This is a genomic window from Labilithrix sp. (assembly GCA_019637155.1).
GTDB lineage: Bacteria > Myxococcota_A > Polyangia > Polyangiales > Polyangiaceae > Labilithrix.
In genome coordinates, this window is the sequence record JAHBWE010000012.1 from 279,003 (window position 1) to 295,462 (window position 16,460).

At 70.7% G+C, this 16,460-nt stretch carries 15 protein-coding genes; 4 read left to right on the forward strand and 11 right to left on the reverse strand.

Annotation, left to right across the window (positions count from 1 at the left end; translation table 11 throughout):
• Positions 1–117: 117 nt before the first annotated feature.
• Positions 118–984, forward strand: coding sequence for a hypothetical protein (locus KF837_26115; GenBank protein ID MBX3230822.1), 867 nt, complete (start codon positions 118–120; stop codon positions 982–984).
• Here KF837_26115 and KF837_26120 read toward each other — a convergent pair.
• The 5 genes from KF837_26120 to lexA are packed head-to-tail and all read right to left on the reverse strand — an operon-like array spanning position 977 to position 6,109.
• Complete coding sequence (locus KF837_26120; protein MBX3230823.1) at positions 977–2,131, reverse strand: pyridoxal phosphate-dependent aminotransferase; 1,155 nt, start codon at positions 2,129–2,131, stop codon at positions 977–979. The genes KF837_26115 and KF837_26120 overlap by 8 nt on opposite strands.
• The gene (locus KF837_26125) at positions 2,132–3,847 is read right to left on the reverse strand and encodes a hypothetical protein (protein MBX3230824.1); all 1,716 of its coding nucleotides are present in this window, start codon (positions 3,845–3,847) and stop codon (positions 2,132–2,134) included. It abuts the gene before it with no gap.
• A 46-nt stretch (positions 3,848–3,893) separates the two neighbouring features.
• Positions 3,894–5,003 (reverse strand): OmpA family protein, encoded by a 1,110-nt coding sequence (locus tag KF837_26130; protein MBX3230825.1) that lies wholly within the window; start codon positions 5,001–5,003, stop codon positions 3,894–3,896.
• A gap of 1 nt (position 5,004) precedes the next feature.
• Positions 5,005–5,346, reverse strand: a complete 342-nt coding sequence (locus KF837_26135; GenBank protein MBX3230826.1) for a DUF4398 domain-containing protein — start codon at positions 5,344–5,346, stop codon at positions 5,005–5,007.
• Between the two features lie 25 nt (positions 5,347–5,371).
• Positions 5,372–6,109, reverse strand: coding sequence for a transcriptional repressor LexA (gene lexA / locus KF837_26140; GenBank protein ID MBX3230827.1), 738 nt, complete (start codon positions 6,107–6,109; stop codon positions 5,372–5,374).
• 108 nt (positions 6,110–6,217) lie between these two features.
• On the opposite strand from lexA, the gene KF837_26145 reads away from it, so the two are divergent.
• Positions 6,218–6,862 (forward strand): hypothetical protein, encoded by a 645-nt coding sequence (locus KF837_26145; GenBank protein MBX3230828.1) that lies wholly within the window; start codon positions 6,218–6,220, stop codon positions 6,860–6,862.
• Positions 6,863–6,952: 90 nt separating this feature from the next.
• Here the strand turns inward: KF837_26145 and KF837_26150 are convergent, their stop codons facing one another.
• From KF837_26150 to KF837_26175, 6 genes are all read right to left on the reverse strand, one after another.
• Positions 6,953–8,059, reverse strand: a complete 1,107-nt coding sequence (locus KF837_26150) for a family 43 glycosylhydrolase (protein MBX3230829.1) — start codon at positions 8,057–8,059, stop codon at positions 6,953–6,955.
• A 116-nt stretch (positions 8,060–8,175) separates the two neighbouring features.
• The gene (locus tag KF837_26155) at positions 8,176–8,556 is read right to left on the reverse strand and encodes a cyclic nucleotide-binding domain-containing protein (protein MBX3230830.1); all 381 of its coding nucleotides are present in this window, start codon (positions 8,554–8,556) and stop codon (positions 8,176–8,178) included.
• Positions 8,557–8,739: 183 nt separating this feature from the next.
• Positions 8,740–9,699 (reverse strand): thioredoxin-disulfide reductase, encoded by a 960-nt coding sequence (trxB, locus tag KF837_26160; GenBank protein ID MBX3230831.1) that lies wholly within the window; start codon positions 9,697–9,699, stop codon positions 8,740–8,742.
• 206 nt (positions 9,700–9,905) lie between these two features.
• Entirely contained in the window at positions 9,906–10,769 is an 864-nt protein-coding gene (locus KF837_26165; GenBank protein ID MBX3230832.1) for a hypothetical protein, read from the reverse strand.
• A gap of 132 nt (positions 10,770–10,901) precedes the next feature.
• Complete coding sequence (locus KF837_26170) at positions 10,902–12,827, reverse strand: hypothetical protein (protein ID MBX3230833.1); 1,926 nt, start codon at positions 12,825–12,827, stop codon at positions 10,902–10,904.
• Entirely contained in the window at positions 12,824–13,546 is a 723-nt protein-coding gene (locus KF837_26175; GenBank protein MBX3230834.1) for a hypothetical protein, read from the reverse strand. The genes KF837_26170 and KF837_26175 overlap by 4 nt, the downstream gene beginning before the upstream one ends.
• Positions 13,547–13,588: 42 nt before the next feature.
• Here KF837_26175 and KF837_26180 point away from each other — a divergent pair, with 42 nt between their 5' ends.
• Entirely contained in the window at positions 13,589–15,415 is a 1,827-nt protein-coding gene (locus KF837_26180; GenBank protein MBX3230835.1) for a hypothetical protein, read from the forward strand.
• Positions 15,412–16,416: an LLM class flavin-dependent oxidoreductase gene (locus tag KF837_26185; protein ID MBX3230836.1), complete on the forward strand. Its 1,005-nt coding sequence runs from the start codon at positions 15,412–15,414 to the stop codon at positions 16,414–16,416. Before KF837_26180 ends, KF837_26185 begins: the two co-directional genes overlap by 4 nt.
• Positions 16,417–16,460 lie beyond the last annotated feature (44 nt).

A 16,460-nucleotide genomic window follows, 5' to 3' on the forward strand; every position in this document is an offset into this window, starting at 1 on the left:
TGGCAAAGCACGACCGCGACGCCGCCGACGCGAGCGCCAACTTGTCTCGACGCGAGCCAAGACAGGCATCAACCCCACGGAATTCCCGGCGGCACGCGCGTCGCAATGACGGCCGGCATGCTGCTGAAGAACGCCCTCTCCGCCGCCGTCCCCGCGATGATCGCCGTCATCGCGTTCCTCCACGCGCACGCGGTCGGGGCGCTCATCGACGCTTCGTCGACGACCGCGGCGTCGGTCGCGCCGTTCGCGGAGGCGCGGGCGGCGACCGCTCCGCCCGCGAAGGCGCGCGGCGACGCGGAGACGATCCTCGCGCGCAACGTGTTCGACCACACCGCGACGCCGGCGCAGAAGCTCATCGGCGCGCGCCAGACCGCCGACGCGCCGTCGTGCGAAGGCGTCCGCGCGCTCGTGAGCGTGCGCGTCGACGAGAACGACGCGTCGTTCGCCGCCCTCGACGTCGGCGGCAAGCGCTACATCCGCCGTCGCGGCGGCTTCATCGACGGCCTCGCGGTCGTGTTCGTGGGAACGGACCGCGTCTGGCTCGCGCAGAACGGCGTCGTGTGCCAGGCCCGTATCTTCGGCGCCGAGCCGCCGAAGCGCGCGGCCCGAACCGCGTCGGCGTTCGAGCAGGAGATCGGCGCGAAGATCCAGAAGACGGGACCGAACGAATACGCGATCGATCGCGGCGCCGTCGCGCGTCTGCTCGAGGCGCAGACGGAGCTCATGAAGACGCCGCTCGCGCCGGAGAAGGAGAACGATCGCGTCGTCGGCTACCGCCTCGTGCGCGTGAAGCCGGGCAGCGTGCTCTCCCTCCTCGGCCTCGAGTCGGGCGATCGCCTCGAGGCGGTCGACGGCGTCGCGGTCACGAGCCCCGAGGGGATGATGCAAGCCTACGCGCGCCTCAGCACCGGCACGCTCGAGCGCCTCACGATCCGCGTCACGCGCGCGGGCAAGCCGACGAGCCTCGACTACACGATCAAGTGAGCGCCGCGGCGAGGCGCGCGATGCCGTCGAGCACCTTCGCCCGCGGCGCCGCGGTGAAGCAGAGGCGCGCGAAGCGCTCGTAGCTGCCGAAGGCGTGCCCCGGCGCGAGGAGGACGCCGCGCGTGGCCGCGCGCTCCAGCACCGGGAGCGCGGGCGTACCGAAGTCGAGGAAGAAGTACGTCGCGCCCTCGGGGACGTGGAAGCGGAGCGGCGTCTCCGCGAGCGCGCGCGCGCACTCGTCGCGCACGCTGCGGTAGGTCGCGCACGCGGACGCGGGGAACGCGTCCTCCTCGAGCGCGGCGACGGCGGCGCGCTGCATCGCGACCGACACGTTGAACGCGGAGTGGGTGGAGACGCGACGGCCGAGCGCGACGACCGGCGCCGGCGCGAGGCAGAAGCCGACGCGGATCCCCGCGAGGGCGTGGCTCTTCGAGAGCGAGTGCAAGACGACCGTGCGCTCGCGCATGCCGGGGAGCGTGGCGATCGAAGGCGGCGCGGCCTCGTACGCGACGTCGGCGTAGACCTCGTCGCTGAAGACCCAGAGGTCGTGCGCGCATGCGAAGTCGGCGATGCGAGCGAGCTGCGCTGCGGAGAGCACCTTCCCGTCCGGGTTGTTCGGCGAGATGAGGTAGAGCGCCTTCGTCTTCGCGCTCAGCTTCGACGCGAAGACCGCGGTCGGATCGAGGGTAGGGTCTTCGTAGAGGCGCTGCGTGAGCGGAGCCTCGACGGGGTGCGCGCCGCACGACGAGAAGATGCCGGGCGCGAGCGGCCAGTACGGCGACGCCACGATGACCTCGTCGCCTTCGTCGAGCACCGCGCGCGCCGCGCAGAAGAGCGCGTGCGTGCCGCCGTTGCCGACGAGGACCTCGCTCGCCGCGTCGTAGCCCCCGCCCGCCCGCTTCGCGATCGCGGCGCGGAGCTCGGCGGTGCCGGCGGTGGGGCCGTAGCGATGGAGCGAGGCGTCGTCCGGCGCGAGCGCCGCGAGCGCGCGCGTCGCCGCGCCCGGCGGCGCGACGTGGGTGTCGCCGATCTGGAGCGGGATCAGCTCGAGGCCGCGCGCGGTGAGCTCGTCGATGCGCGCCTGGAGCGCGGAGAAGACCGGCGGCTGGATGCGCGCCGCCGCGCGGGAGAGTCCGCGCGCAGACACTCAGAAGCCGATCGCGCCGCCGATCTCGGGGCCGATGCTCGGGGCGAACGCGTTGAGGAAGGCGAGGTTGCCGCGGACGCCGAAGGTGAGCGCGAAGTTCTGCTTCACCGCGAAGCGGCCGCCGCCGCCGACGGAGAAGAAGCCGGGGCCGGCGATGTGCCAGGCGTCGGGGTTCTTGTCGGTCCGGTTGCCCTCTCGGATCTCGACCGTCTTCACGCTGACCTTCGTCTCGAACTGCGCGGCGCCCGCGCCGGCGAAGACGTAAGGAGCGAAGCCCTTCTTGAAGAGCGCGTCCTTGCCGAACACGTAGGTGCCGCGAAGCTCGAAGTGGATCGGCACCGCGAAGCGCTTCGCGTCCTCGCCCGCCGCGGCGCCCGGGTAGTTGTTGAGGATGAGGCCGAGGCGCGCGCCGAGCTGGAAGTTGCCGGAGAGCGAGTAGTCGGCGCTGATCAGGATGCGGATGTTGCCGAGCGCGCCGCCGCCCGCGACCTTGTCCGAGCCGCGGTTCGCCGAGGTGACGATCGCGTCGTTCGCGGCGCGGCCGGTCGCGGGATCGCGCGTCGGGTAGTCGGCGCCGCCGTCGACGCAGTAGTAGTTCTTGTCGTTGAGCGGGAGCGCGGTGTCGCTGTTCAGCTTGCACGCGTCCTCGACGCTCGGGACGAACGCGTAGTCGAGCGCGCCGGAGAGGCCGACCCAGAAGCGCGGCGCCTTCGCGTTGCTGCCCTCGTAGTCGGCGCACTTGCTGCTGTCGCAGCGGTTGCTCTTGCACTCGGCGTCTTCCTCGCAGAACTCGCCGCCCTCCTTGCCGGTCGGCTCCCTGTCCTCGCTGACCGCGGGCTTCGCGCTCTTCTTGCAGCCGGGGAAGTTCGGCGGGCAGTCGCCCGTGTCCTGGCACTGCGTCGGCGGGGACGAGCCCGGCAGGCGCGGCGCCTCCTCCGGCTTGTCGTTCGTGACCTGCGTCTTGTACGGGTTGTTGCGATCGCCGCCCTGCGCGACGGGATCGTTGTTCGAGTCGAAGCCGGTGAGGAAGTACTGCGTCACGCCTTGCTGGACGTCGGCGCAGGGGATGAGGCCGCCCCACCCGTTCTCGCCCATCTTCTTCAGCTCGACGTTCCTCCAGTCCGCCATGCCGAAGCCCTTGTAACGAGCGATGACGCGGACGAGCGGCGTCTCGCCGTTGTACTCGGCGTAGACGGGGATCGACGTGCGGACCTGCTGCTCCGTCGTCGGGCTGTGCGCGAAGTCGCCTTCGGGCTGGCTCGTGTTGGCGGCCGGCTTCTTCGGCTTCGGCTGCTCGTCCGGCGCCGACGGCGCGCCGCCCGCGGCCCGCTTCTTCGCCTCGTTGAACGAGGCCTCGAGGTCCTTCGTCTTGATGTCGGGATCGAGGTTGATGCCGGGGTCGATCTTGAGCGCGTTGACGAAGCTCTGGATCCCCTTCTCCTTGTCGAGCTGGCCGCCGATGAGGACGACGCCGAGGTCGCGCTGCAGGCGCGCGCGGAGGCCGGGGCCGCACTTGTTGTCGCCGCACGTGCCGATCGCCTTCTCGAGCTTGTCCTGCGCCTTCTTGAAGTCGGTCGTCAGGTAGTCGTCCATCGCCTTCTTCTGGAGCCCGGTCGCGGCCTGTTCCGTCTTGCCGTCGGCGAGGGCGGCGGGCGCGAAGAGGAAGAGCGCAAGACCGAGCGCAAAGACGAGCGCGGTGCGGGCGTACGAGGACATCAGGGTCGGTCCATTACACCCGTTTGGCCCGCACAGGCCGACAAAACTACGGCGAACTGCCCTCGGTTCGTACGAACTGGACACGCCTGTTCAGGGCTTTGTTCGCGGCGGTGTCGTTCGGGACGAGGGGCTGGGACATGCCGTAGCCCTTCGCGACGAGGCGGCTGTCGGCGAGGCCCTTCTTCACGAGGTACGCCTTCACGGAGTCGGAGCGCTGCTGCGAGAGCTTCAGGTTCATCGCGGCCGCGCCGACGTTGTCGGTGTGGCCCTGGACCTCGATCGTGATCTTCGGGTTCGCCGCGAGCACGTCGTAGACCGCGTCGAGGATCGGGAAGCTCACCGGCTTGATCGTCGCCTTCGCGGTGTCGAACTGGATCTGCTGCGTGATCCGGATCTCCTTCGCGGTGACGACGACGAGGGCCGGGCAGCCGGGGCGCGCGGCGTTGGGCTGGCCCGGGGTGTTGGGGCACGCGTCGTCGACGTCGGGCACGGTGTCGTTGTCGTTGTCCGGATCCGGGCAGCCGTCGTCGTCCTGGAAGCCGTCGGGATCCTCCGGCTCGTTCGGGCACTTGTCCTTGTCGTCGGGGATGCCGTCGGCGTCGTTGTCGAGGTCGGGGCAGCCGTCCTCGTCGAGGTAGCCGTCCTTGTCCTCCGGCTCGAGCGGGCACGAGTCCTTGGAGTCGGGGATGCCGTCCTTGTCGGTGTCGGGATCGTCCGGGCAGCCGTCGATGTCCTCGTAGCCGTTGTAGGTCTCGCGCTGATCGGGGCACGAGTCGAACCCGTCGGCGATGCCGTCGCCGTCGCGATCGCCCTCGCGCGCGTAGTTCGGCTCGTCGTTCGCGCAGCGATCGGAGGGCGACAGCTCCACCGCCGCGTGCGCGTTCGACTCCGCGACGTAGATGTGGCCCTGCGCGTCGCTCAAGCGACCTTGATCGAGGCGGAGGCGCGCGAAGCCGATGTGCGATTTCGCCAGCGCGAGCTCGCGCGGAGCGCACCGCACCGCGCCGTTCGTCTCGGCCTTCTTCACGACCGCGTCGAGCCCCGCGAGCTTGGCGCGCGTGACGGGCCCCGCCGCGCACGACGAGAGCGCGACGAGGAGCGCGACACCGCACGCGAGGCGGCGAGGCGCGCGGGCACGAGGAAGGCCGGGGCTCACGTCAGTTCTCCCAGCCGTTGCTCTCGTCTTTGTCCTTGTCGGCCTTGTCGGGATCGTCGCCGCCGCGCTTGCCGCTCGAGATCTTGTCGATCGCCTTCTGCGCGTAGGTCTCCGCCGTCTCGGCGAGGTTCGCCGCGTCGCCGTAGCTCGCCTCCGACGCGTGGACGCGCGCCTCGTGGAGGTGCTCCTTCGCGTAGTAGTACTCGTACGGCGCGGCCTTCTCCGCCCCCATCTCGCGCGCCTGCTCGAGCTTCGCCTCCGCGGCGTTCACGTTGATCGCGTAGTAGACGCTCCCGCACCCGGAGAGCGCAGTCAACGCAAGAGCACCGATCGAGAGCCGCATCGCGGCCACCAGAGGTACTACAGGCTCAAAGCTTGCGGAAGACGCCAACGACGACGCCGAGCAGCATCGTCGGTTTGAAGTCCATGGCGCGGACGAGGATGGGGGCCATGGTCTTGTTGGCGGGCTGGAAGCGGACGTAGTCCTTCTCGGGGTAGTAGTACTTCACCGTCGCTTCGTCGCCGATGAGCGCGACGACGATCTCGCCGCGCTTCGCCTCGAGCTGCTTCCGGACGAAGATGTAGTCGCCGTTGAAGATGCCGGCCTCGATCATCGAGTCGCCGTGGATGCGGAGGCCGAAGACCTCCCGGCCGCCCTTGAGGAGGCCGCGATCGACCCGCACCGTGTCGATGACCTGCTCCTCCGCGAAGAGCGGGAGACCTGCGGCGACGCGCCCGAGCACGGCGACCTCGATCACGTCGTCGTCGTCGTTCGCCGCGACGCCGCTGCCGACGCCGACGGCGCGGCCGATCGGGACGTCGCGACCGATCTCGACCGAGCCGGAGCCGCGCTCCTCTTCTTCTTCGGCCGGGACCTCGGCGTTACTGTTCGCGTGTGCGGTGGGTCGCAGCGCGCGAGACTTCATGTCTTCGCGCGTGAGGTAGCCTTTGCGCTCGAGCGCGCGGAGGTGATCGTTGACGCCGTTCGTCGAACGAATCCCCATCTTCGCGCCGATCTCGCGGAGCGTCGGCGGATAGCCGCGGTCGGCGATCGACTGTCGAATGAAGTCGAGGACCATTTGCTGCCGCTCGGTGAGACCTTGCACGTTGTTCAGGCTACTGAACGGGCGTACCCGAGTCAAGCAACGGGCTCACTTTTGTCCACAGGTTCTACAGATGAGCCAAATCCGCCTCGAAACAGGTAGAAAAGCGGCATGGCGTACGAGCGGTGGCTGATCGCGCGAGGGAACGTCCTCGCGCCGAACTGGGAGACCCTGATCGCGCTCGTGAAGAAGATGCGCGAGGAGAAATGGCTCGTCGGGCCGGGGCGGGCCTTCACTACGGTCGAGGTGGGCGAGGCCAACGAGGAGCCGGTGCCCGAGACGATCGATCGCGCGTGGATCGACGACGAGAGCCGCGAGGAGCTCCGGATGGTCTGGTCCTGCGCGGGTGCGCAGGCGCCGCTCGCAGGCGCGGAGGCGAAGACGATCGAGCTCCAGCGCGCGCCCGACTTCGTCTACCCGGTCCGGAAGGAGATCGGCCCCCTGCCGACCGAGTGCCGCTGCAAGGAGGACCTCTCCTTCGAGTGGGACGAGGAGGAGCTGACCCCGACCTTCACGAAGTCGACCGGCATCTACACCGAGTGCGAAGCGTGCAGCCGCACCTTCGATCCCGCGAAGGGCACCGCGAAGCTCTCCGATCCGGTCACGAAGAAGACGGAAGACGTGAACGGAGGTGCAGCGTACCGCTTCGCGATCAAGGTGGTCTCGGAGGAGGCCGCCGCCTTCGCGCCCGCGTTCCTCGCCTTCGTCGAGAAGGAGTTCGGTCGCTCCTTCTACGAGGTCGGCGCGGCTTCATAGCAGGGGCTGCGCCCCTGCACCCCGCTCGCACGATACAGAAAAACGCGAAGCGCGTTTTTCTGTCGCGTGCTCGCCTCGACGAGGGGGGGCTTATCGGGCGCCGCAGCTCCCCGGGCTCGGTCGACCGTCGTTGATCGAGGGCCAGCCGTCCTTCCATGTCACCCGATCGGCGAGGCCGAGGCGCGGGCTGCCGCCGCCCACCCGCCCCTTCTCCCAGGCGTGGAACACGTACCAGTCGGCGCCGTCGGGGCCCTCGACGATCGAGCCGTGGCCCGGACCCTGCCAGCAGTCGTCGGCCGTGCTCGCGAGGATCGGCGCGCCGTGCTTCTCGAACGGACCTCGCGGGCTGCGCGATCGCGCCACGCCGGTCGCGTAGCGATGATCGAAGAACGCGTTCCCGCTGTAGAAGAGGTAGTACCAGCCGTCCCGCGCGATCATCCACGCGCCCTCGACGAGGTTCGCCTCCCACGGCAGGTCGTTGCGAAGGAGCTCGACGCGCTTGCCCACGAGCGAGAGGCCGTCCGCCGCGAGCTCCTGGAGGAAGAGCGGCGTCCCCGCCGGGGGGAGGCCGTTGCTCTCCTGCTTCCAGAGCATGTAGTGGCGGCCGTCGTTCGGATCGCGGAAGTAGTGCGAGTCGATCGCGCCGATCGGCGACTCCGCGAGGATCGGCTTCCCGCGATCGACGAACGGACCGGTCGGCGCATCGCTCGTCGCGACGCCGAGCGCCATCTTGCCGGTGGTCTTCGACTTCGCGGTGAAGAAGACGACGTACCTGGCGCCGACGCGATGGAGCTCCGGCGCCCACGGCGCGCCGTCGTACCAGGACGGCTCGCTCCCGCGCGGGAACACGTAGCCGACGTGCTGCCAGCGCACGAGGTCGCCGCTGACGCGAATGGGGTAGATGCCTGCGCTGCCGCCGGTGCTGACCATGTAGTAGCGACCGTCGACGTCGCGCATGACGCCGGGGTCCGCGACGCCGCCTTGCGCCGCGGGGATGACGGGGTTCGGGATCGGCTCGTCGTCGTCCGCGGCGATGGCGACGCCGGCGTCCGCCGTCGGCTCTGCGCTCGCGGCGGCGTCCTTGCTGCGGCTGGGCGGGAGGCGATCGGCGCGGAAGGAATCGCTCGTCGTCCCGTCGAGCTCCGGAGACGAACACGCGACGAGACCGAGGAACGTGAGGAGAGCGAGTCGAGGCATGCGCGCTCACGAGCACGCGCCGCGCCAGCGCCGGCGACGCGTGTCTCCGCGGGAGACACCAGGCTCGCAAACGATCCGCCGGGCGCGCGGGGCCCCGGCGGCCGGGCGCCAGGCGCTCAGAAGCGGCCGGTCGTCGAGAGGAACGTGAGCTTGTCGTTCGTCTCGCGGAGGCGCGACGCGAGCATGCGGACGCAGCTCCAGAGGACCTCGTAGGCGAGGTCCTTGTGGAGGAAGAGGAGATCGTCGAACGCGTCTTTCGTGATGACGAGGAGGCGGCAGCGCTCGTGCGCGAGCGCGCCGGCGGAGCGCGGCGACTCGTCGAGGAGCGACATCTCGCCGAAGACCTCGCCCGGGCCGAGCACCGCGAGCGCCTCCTCGCCCATGCCGCCGACCTCGCGCGAGATGCGGACCTTGCCTTCGAGGATGATGTACAGCTTGTCGCCGGGGTCGCCGTACTGGAAGAGGCGCGAGCCGTACGCGTGCTGCTCCTCCGTCATGACCGAGGCGATGAGCGCGAGCGCCTCCGGCGTGAGGCCGTCGAAGAACGGCACCTTCGCGAGCTGCGCCTCGCGCTCCGAGCCCGGCTCCGGACGCGGGTCGGTCGGCTCGGCGATGACGCTCGCGTCGTTGGCCACGGCGCGAGCGTATCCTGCGCTCCCGCGGACCGTCCAGGACGGAGGTCAGTGCGCGCCGTTCGCGGCGAGCCAGCGCTCCGCTTCGAGCGCCGCCATGCAGCCGGTGCCGGCGGCCGTGACCGCCTGGCGGTACACGAAGTCCTGCACGTCGCCCGCGGCGAAGATGCCGGGGAGCGAGGTCTGCGTCGTGCCCGGCTTCGTCTTGATGTAGCCGTTGTCGTGGAGATCGAGGATCCCCTTGAAGAGGTCGGTGTTCGGGGTGTGGCCGATCGCGACGAAGAAGCCCGTCACGTCGACGACCATCTTCTCCTTCGTCTTGTTGTTGAGGACGCGGACGCCGGTGACCTCGCCCTTCGACACGTCGAGGATCTCGTCGACCTCGGTGTTGTAGAGGATCTGGATCTTGTCGTTCTTGAAGACGCGGTCCTGCATCGCCTTCGACGCGCGGAACTCCTCGCGGCGATGCACGAGCGTGACCTTCGAGCAGAGGCCGGAGAGGTACATCGCCTCTTCCATCGCTGTGTCGCCGCCGCCGACGACCATGACCGGCTGCTTGCGGAAGAACGCGCCGTCGCAGACCGCGCACGCGCTGACGCCCTTGCCCTGGAGCGCGGTCTCGCTCGGGATGCCGAGCCACTTCGCCTGCGCGCCGGTCGCGATGACGATGGTCTCCGCGGTCCACTCCTTGTCGTCGTCGCCGGCCCAGACCTTGAACTGACCCTGCTTCGAGAAGTCGACCTTGTTCACGTCCTCGGTGCGGATCTCGACGCCCTGGTGGATGCCTTGATCGCGGAAGCGCTTCATGAGATCCGGCCCAGCGACTTTTTCGGGGAAACCGGGATAGTTCTCGACATCGTTCGTGATCATCAGCTGCCCGCCGGGGATGCCGCCGCGGGCGAGCCCCTCGAACATCAGCGGCTTCAAGTTGGCGCGCGCCGCATAGATGCCGGCGGTGTGTCCGGCCGGGCCGGAGCCGATGATGATGACCTTCCGCGTCTCGCTCATGACGCGGCAGCATAGCAGCTACTTCTGCCCCTCGAAGTCCTTCGGCTCGATCGGCGGCGGGGGCTCGGGCGTCGCGCTCGGCGCGGCGATCGCCGGCGAAACACGGGGTTTCGTGCTCCCCGCGCGAGGAACGGACACGACCGTGGCCGGCGCGGAAACGTCCACGGCTGGGCTCGACGCCGGCGGCGACGTGGGCCCCTACTCGCTCAGCGGCCCGCAGACAGTCCCCGTCCTCGCGAAGTGACCGGCGCGAAGTAGCTCGGGCCTGCAAGTCCCTCGAGCGCGCGTTGCGCGTCGCGGACGCGGACGCGGCGGGGGGTGGGGCCGCCCTTGGAGCGGCGGGCGCGGGTGATGCCCTTGGCGGCGCGGTAGTCGGTGAAGAGGGAGAGCGCGATCGTGCCGAGGCCGCACGCGATCTGGATCGCGGACGCGATCGGGTCCTTCTTCGCGTAGCCGAGCAGCACCGGGGCGAGCGCGGCCTGCGCGCCCGACGTGTGGTCGGCGAGCTCGTGGAGCTCGATCGAGATCAGCTTCGCGAGCGAGAGGCGATAGTCCGTGATCGCGGACACGCCAAAGGCGGAGAGGCCCAGCAGCAAGCCCATCGCGCGGCCGCGCTTCGTGCGCGCGAGCACAGCCGACGTGAGGTACGCACCGCAGGCGAGGTAGTCGCCGATCCAGTGCACGTCCTGCGGGATCACGCGCGCGAGAGGGAGCGCGCCGAAGAGCGGCTTCGCCGGCAACGTCGCGGTCGGGCGCTGCTCCGCGAACACGATGCGCTCGACCGCGTCGATGAGGAGCACGACGCGCGGGCGCAACGTGACCGGGATCTCCTCGCTCCGATCGCGCAGCACGCCGAGCGCGCGCTCGAGGCGCTCGACGACGTCGGGGCGGGCCGGAGCCTTCCACGCGTGCGTGCGCCCCGCGTCGCGCTCGAGCTCACCGAGCACGGTGCGCGTCGCGGCGAGCTGCGCGCTCAGCGTCTGGTTCCCGAAAGCATGCTCGTAACGGCCGAGCTCGTCCGCGATCGAAAGCGCATTCCGGAGCTCGAGATGAAGGGCAGTCGCATCCATACCCGCCCACACGCAAACCAAGTGCCGCCCCAAACCCTCTCGGGGGGCCCGGGGGCGCGGAGCGCGTCCCCGCGCGACGGCCCCCGGCGGGAGAGCTCGAGAGGGCAGAGCCCTCTCGAACCTGCAAGCCCATCAGTCGCGGACCGGGGTCGCCTTCAGCGATGCGCGGCCTTCCTTCACGTAGACCGAGAACTTCACGCGCTTGCAGCCGTGCCGCTGCATGAGCGCGTCGCGGTTCTTCTTGAGCGTGCCCTGGAACTTCTCGAACGTGAGGCCGTCGGTCGGCTCCCCGCACTCCTTCTTCGTGCGGATGAAGTCCTCGTAGACCTTCTGCCACTCCGCGGTCGGATCGGCCGACGCACCGGCCGCGGGAGGATGCGCGCCCGACGCCGAGGCGAGCGCGTCGCCCGGCGGCGCGACCATCGTCGGATCCTCGCTGTCGTCCTTCGCCGGCTTCTTGTTCGCGCCCGTCCCGCCCGGGAACGGCGGCGGAGGCATTTTGTTCGCGGCGGGCGAGGCTGCCACGGTCGCGCTCGGCACGCCCCCGGTCGCAGCCGGCGCGCCGCCGAACGCGGACTGGACGTTCGCGCCGCCGCCCGTCATCGCCATCGTGCGATCGGGCGCCGGGAACGGAGTGCCCCCCGCGGGCGCGGCGTTGCCGGTGGCGGCGGGGCGGGAGCCCGGCGCCGGCGGAGCTTGGCCCGGGAACGGAGGACGACCCGCCGTGCCCCCCGCGCCCGGCGGAGACGGCGCGGCGCCGGCGTGGCTGCCGGTGCTGCTCGGGCCCCCCGGCACCGTCGGCACGTGCGGCGGCGCCGACGCGTCGTTGAGCGGGAACGAGAACGCGCTCATGTTCGGTTGCGCGGGCACCGGGCCCAAGATCGACTCGAGGTCGGCCGGCTTGCGGCCGGCGCCGCCGCCCTTCTCGATCACGCGCTGGATGCCGGCGTTGATGTCGCTCGCGATCGCGCGGTACGCGCCGCGGACCTTCGGGAGCTGGAGCGCGTCGGTCTTCCCCGTCTTGAGGCTGTCGGCTTCGCGCGCGAGCGCCTTCATCGGCATCGAGTGCTCGAGGTACGAGAAGAGGATGCCGAACAAGGCCGCGCCGGCGAGGATGACCCCGACGAGCCAGAGCTTCACGTTCTTCTTGTCGGTGTCGTCCGCGCCGGTGAGGAAGCCGGTCGGCGAGGAGATCGCGACCTTCGGCCGTGCGACGGCGAAGCCCGCGCCGAGCTCCCACGAGTCGCCGGGGATGCGGACGTAGAGCACGCCGCCCTTCTCCTCGGCGAGCGGACGCACGTCGGTGCGGCCGCTCTCGCGGAAGCCCTTGTCCTCCGCGACGCTCTTGAGGTCCGCGCCGAGCGCCTCGAGCGACGCGTCGTCGAAGCCCTCCGTGTTCGCGGCGGAGGCGACGCGCATGCCGAGCGCGAAGAACGCGAGGTTCGTGCGCGTGCGCTTGCCGACCTCCTTCGCGTACGAGTTGTCGACCCAGCGCATCGCGACGACGGCGCCGAGCGGGGGCTGCCCCGCCTCGTCCTCGACCGGACGCGTGACGACGCGCGCGATCTTCCCGCCCCAGACCCACGTGTCGTCACGGAGGAAGCCGTGGAGCGCGTCGAACACCGCGGGGTAGCCGCCGAGCTCGAACTGGGGAGAGCCGTTCACCGCGTCGTAGCCGATCTGGGAGACGAGGCGACCTTCGCGATCGACGAGGAAGAGGACATCGGCCTTGTACTCGGCGGGGAGCTTCTCCGCGAAGCCCTGGAGCGCCTTCTGCCCCTCCTCCTTCGCGGACGCGGCGACCGTGTCCTTGCCGTTGGCGCCCTTCAGCGCCTTGCCGATGTTCTGATCGGTCGCGGCGAGGAGGAGGAGGTCGAGGCGGCGGCGCGCGTCGACCTGCATCGCCCAGCTCACGACCTGGCTGTCGGCCTTGAGCGTCTCTTCCATCGCCGCCTGGTTGCGACGGTTGTACTGACCCACCGCGAGCGCGACGACGTAGTACGCCGCGGCGAGCAACAGCGCGAGGATCACGTACCAGATTCGACTCAGGATCATCATTTGGTCTCGAGCCCTTCGTCGAGCTTGAGCGGCTCCTTCAGCTCCAGCGGCAGCCCCTTGTCCTTCGCGCTGAAGTTGACCGGCTTGCCGATCGGCTTGCCGTTGAAGAACGCCTTGAGCACGTAGTCGCCCGGCGGGAGCGCGAAGCCGAAGGCGCCGTCGCGCCCGGGGTACGCGACCTGCGCGACCTGCGGGTCGACGAGGATGTACGTGCGGATGCTGGGGAACAGCTCGTCGCGGACCTCGTACTTGCCCGCGCCTTGCGGCGACCAGGTGCGGCTCCCGTTCGGGTTCAGGTCCTCGGCGTTGAGGAGCTTCTGACCGGTTGCACTCTGCACGTAGATGCGGTGCTTGAACGGGTCGAAGTTCTTGAAGGCGAGCGCCGTGTTCGGCGTCACCACGATCGTGGTCGGGAAGACGCGACCGCCGGTGACGGACATCAGGAACTCTTGCTTCTCCTGGTTCGCCGAGGTCGTGGCCGCGAGGCAGATGTCGCGCGAGGGGTTCGCGGAGAGCGTGCGGAACTGGACGCCGACCGAAGGCGAGGGCTCGCGCCACGTCCAGCGGCGCGACTCGGGCTTCGCCGTCTCGGCGTAGACCTCGGGCACCAGCTTCTCGTAGCCGGAGATCTTCCCCTTCACGTTCGGCGCGCCGGCGCGACCCGTGGTCGTGAACAGCGCGAGGGCGGCCAGGAGCCCCGTGACCAGCTTTCTTTGCATGAGCGGAGCGAGGGTAACCCAAAAACGCTATCCTCTTCCACGTTGGAGGAGCCGATCCCGAGCTCAGCGCTCACGGCTGTCCCGATCGTCCTCGAGCCGCGCGGGGACCGGCCGGCTCCGCTCGTGTTTCGGCAGGGCGCCCACCCGCCGTTCGGCATCCGCTGGTACGGCGTCACCTCGCTCTTCGGGCACTTACGTAACTTCGTCTCCCGCGCGATCGCGACCGAGTCGGTCGACACACGCGACTGGATGCGCCCGAACGCGCCGGACGACCTCCTCGCGCACGCGATCAGGCTCATCCACCCCGACGCGCCCGCGCCGCCGGCCGGCAAGACGCTCACCGAGGTCCTCGAGCGACCGGTCTGGATCGACTTCGCCGCCGACACGGGCGACGATCGCGACGTGAGCGCGCGCGTCGGCGCGATGCTCGCCGCGACCTACACCGAGGGCGGGCGGCTCCTGCCGCGCGGAGACATGCTCGTCTTCGGGGGCGACGTCTCGTACCCGGTCGCGACCGCGGACGAGATCTACAAGCGCCTCGTGCTCCCGTGGAACGAGGAGCTGCGGAAGGTCGGGGCGAGCAAGCGGAAGCGGATCCTCCTCGGCGCGCCGGGGAATCACGATTGGTATGACGGCCTCGACGGGTTCGGCCGCCTCTTCCGCCGCCGCATCGACGAGCCGTTCAAGGCCGACGATCGCGACACGACGCCGAGGCTGGGGAAGCGGCTGCGAAAGCGCGCCGGCAGGAAGATCGGCCTCGTCGCGCGCGCGGTCCACCTCGACGAGGTCGGCTCGCTCTACGGCATCCTCCTCTCCGCGATCCGCTCGCTCCGCGCGTTCTTCACCGGCAAGGCGATCAAGCGGCGCCGCCGGCTCGTCCTCCGCGGCTACGAGCCGATCCAGGAGGCGAGCTACTTCGCGTTCCCGCTCGCGCCGGGCCTCGATCTGTGGGGCGCGGACCGGCAGCTCGGGCGCGTCGACTTCCGCCAGCGCGCGTTCTTCACGAAGCGACGGCGGGAGGACACGTCCCGCGCCGTGCTCTTCGTCGCCGGCGACCCGGCGATGGCGTACGGCCACCGGAACGAGCCGGGGGCGCGCATGCTCAGCGCCTGCCGCCTCAACCTGGAGCGCGACCGCGTCTTCTTCCTCGCGGGCGACTTCCACCACTACGAGCGGCGCGCGGTCGGCAAGTCGCTCCACGTCATCGCGGGCGGGGGCGGCGCATTCTTGCATGGTACACGCGTCGCGCCGTACCCGAAGGTGTCGGGCCCGCCCGCGGCGGTCTACCCCGACGCGGCCGCGTCGCGGCAGCTCGTCCTCGGCGTGCCGCTGAAGCTGATGATCGGACGCGCGGGCCTGCTCGCGCACCTCGTCTTCGGCCTCCTCGCGTCGGCGAGCCTCGGCGCGGTCCGCGCCCACGACGCCGTCCGCTACGGCACGCCGGCGGCGATCACGGCCGGGCTCTTCCTCCTCTTCTATTTCATCGCCCTGCAAGGGGCCCAAGGCACGCGCCTCCAGCGCGCGGGGATCGCGCTGCCGTTCGCGCTCGCGATCGGCCTCCTCCCCGCCGGCCTCGAGCGCGTGGTCCCGCACCTCCCCTTCTACGCGTCCGACGCGGCGGTGATGATCGCGTGCGCGTTCGTCGGCGCGTTCGTCTTCGGCGTCTACCTCACGCTGCTGATGCTCACCGGCCTCGAGCACCAGCAAGCGTTCACGGTGCTGGGGCATCCCGGGTACAAGCACTTCGTGCGCCTCTGCGTCCATCCCGACGGCAAGATCGAGGGCTGGGCGATCGGGAAGGACGACGTGCTCGACGACGATCCGCCGCTCCTCGTCGATCGCTTCGCGTGGGATCCGCGCGCCCGTTGAGGACGCCGCTCTCGGTCCTCGATCTCTCGCCGGTGCCCGCGGGCGCGAGCGCCGCGCGCGCGGTCGCGAACACGCTCGACCTCGCGCGCCACGCGGAGTCGCTCGGGCTCGAGCGCTTCTGGCTCGCGGAGCATCACAACGCGGGCGCGCTCGCGTGCTCCGCGCCGGCGGTGATGATCGCGGCGGCCCTCGCCGCGACGTCGCGCGTCCGCGTCGGCGCGGGCGGGATCATGCTGCCGAACCACAGCCCGCTCCACGTCGCGGAGACGTTCCGCGTGCTCGGCGCGCTCCATCCCGGCCGCGTCGATCTCGGGGTCGGGCGCGCGGCGGGGACCGATCCGAAGACCGCGCTCGCGCTCCGGCAGGCGCAGGAGCTCCTCGGCGCGGAGCGGTTCCCGGCGCAGCTCGCGGAGCTCCTCGACTTCGTGTCGCGCGAGCCCGACCTCGGCGCGCGCTTCGGTCCGATCAAGGCGGCGCCGATCGGCGTGCCGCCGCCGCCGGTCTTCCTCCTCGGCTCCGGCCCCGACAGCGCGCGGCTCGCGGCGGAGCGCGGCCTCGGCTACGCGTTCGCGCATCACATCGGCCCCGACGGGTACGCCGCCGCGATGCGCCTCTATCGATCGTCGTTCCAGCCGTCGCCGGGGCGCGCGGAGCCGTACGCGATCCTCACCGTCGCCGCGATCGCGGCCGCGGACGAGCGCGCGGCGGACGACCTCGAGCGCGCCGCCGCGCTCGGGTGGCTCCGCTTCGGTCAAGGCCTGCGCGACCTGCCGCTGCCGAGCGTCGCCGAGGCGCGCGCCTACGTCTTCGACGCGGACGAGGAGGTGCTCCGTGCGCAGGGCCGCGGCCGAAGCTTCATCGGCGAGGCCGCGCGCGTCGCCGATACGCTCCGCGCGATGGTCGCGGAGGCGCAGGCCGACGAGCTCATGGTCGTCTCCGCGGTGCACGATCACGACGAGCGCAAGCGATCGTACGAGCGGCTCGCGAAGGCGCTCGCGTGAAGCGAGATCGCGCGGCGATGGAATGCGGACCGCGCTAGTATGCG

Excerpts from the sequence above, each read along its gene's own strand:
- KF837_26115 (MBX3230822.1), top strand. The coding sequence starts at position 118 with ATGCTGCTGAAGAACGCCCTCTCCGCCGCCGTCCCCGCGATGATCGCC.
- KF837_26125 (MBX3230824.1), bottom strand. The coding sequence starts at position 3,847 with ATGTCCTCGTACGCCCGCACCGCGCTCGTCTTTGCGCTCGGTCTTGCG.
- KF837_26135 (MBX3230826.1), bottom strand. The coding sequence starts at position 5,346 with ATGCGGCTCTCGATCGGTGCTCTTGCGTTGACTGCGCTCTCCGGGTGC.
- KF837_26145 (MBX3230828.1), top strand. The coding sequence starts at position 6,218 with ATGGCGTACGAGCGGTGGCTGATCGCGCGAGGGAACGTCCTCGCGCCG.
- KF837_26150 (MBX3230829.1), bottom strand. The coding sequence starts at position 8,059 with ATGCCTCGACTCGCTCTCCTCACGTTCCTCGGTCTCGTCGCGTGTTCG.
- KF837_26155 (MBX3230830.1), bottom strand. The coding sequence starts at position 8,556 with ATGACGGAGGAGCAGCACGCGTACGGCTCGCGCCTCTTCCAGTACGGC.
- trxB (MBX3230831.1), bottom strand. The coding sequence starts at position 9,699 with ATGAGCGAGACGCGGAAGGTCATCATCATCGGCTCCGGCCCGGCCGGA.
- KF837_26165 (MBX3230832.1), bottom strand. The coding sequence starts at position 10,769 with ATGGATGCGACTGCCCTTCATCTCGAGCTCCGGAATGCGCTTTCGATC.
- KF837_26170 (MBX3230833.1), bottom strand. The coding sequence starts at position 12,827 with ATGATGATCCTGAGTCGAATCTGGTACGTGATCCTCGCGCTGTTGCTC.
- KF837_26175 (MBX3230834.1), bottom strand. The coding sequence starts at position 13,546 with ATGCAAAGAAAGCTGGTCACGGGGCTCCTGGCCGCCCTCGCGCTGTTC.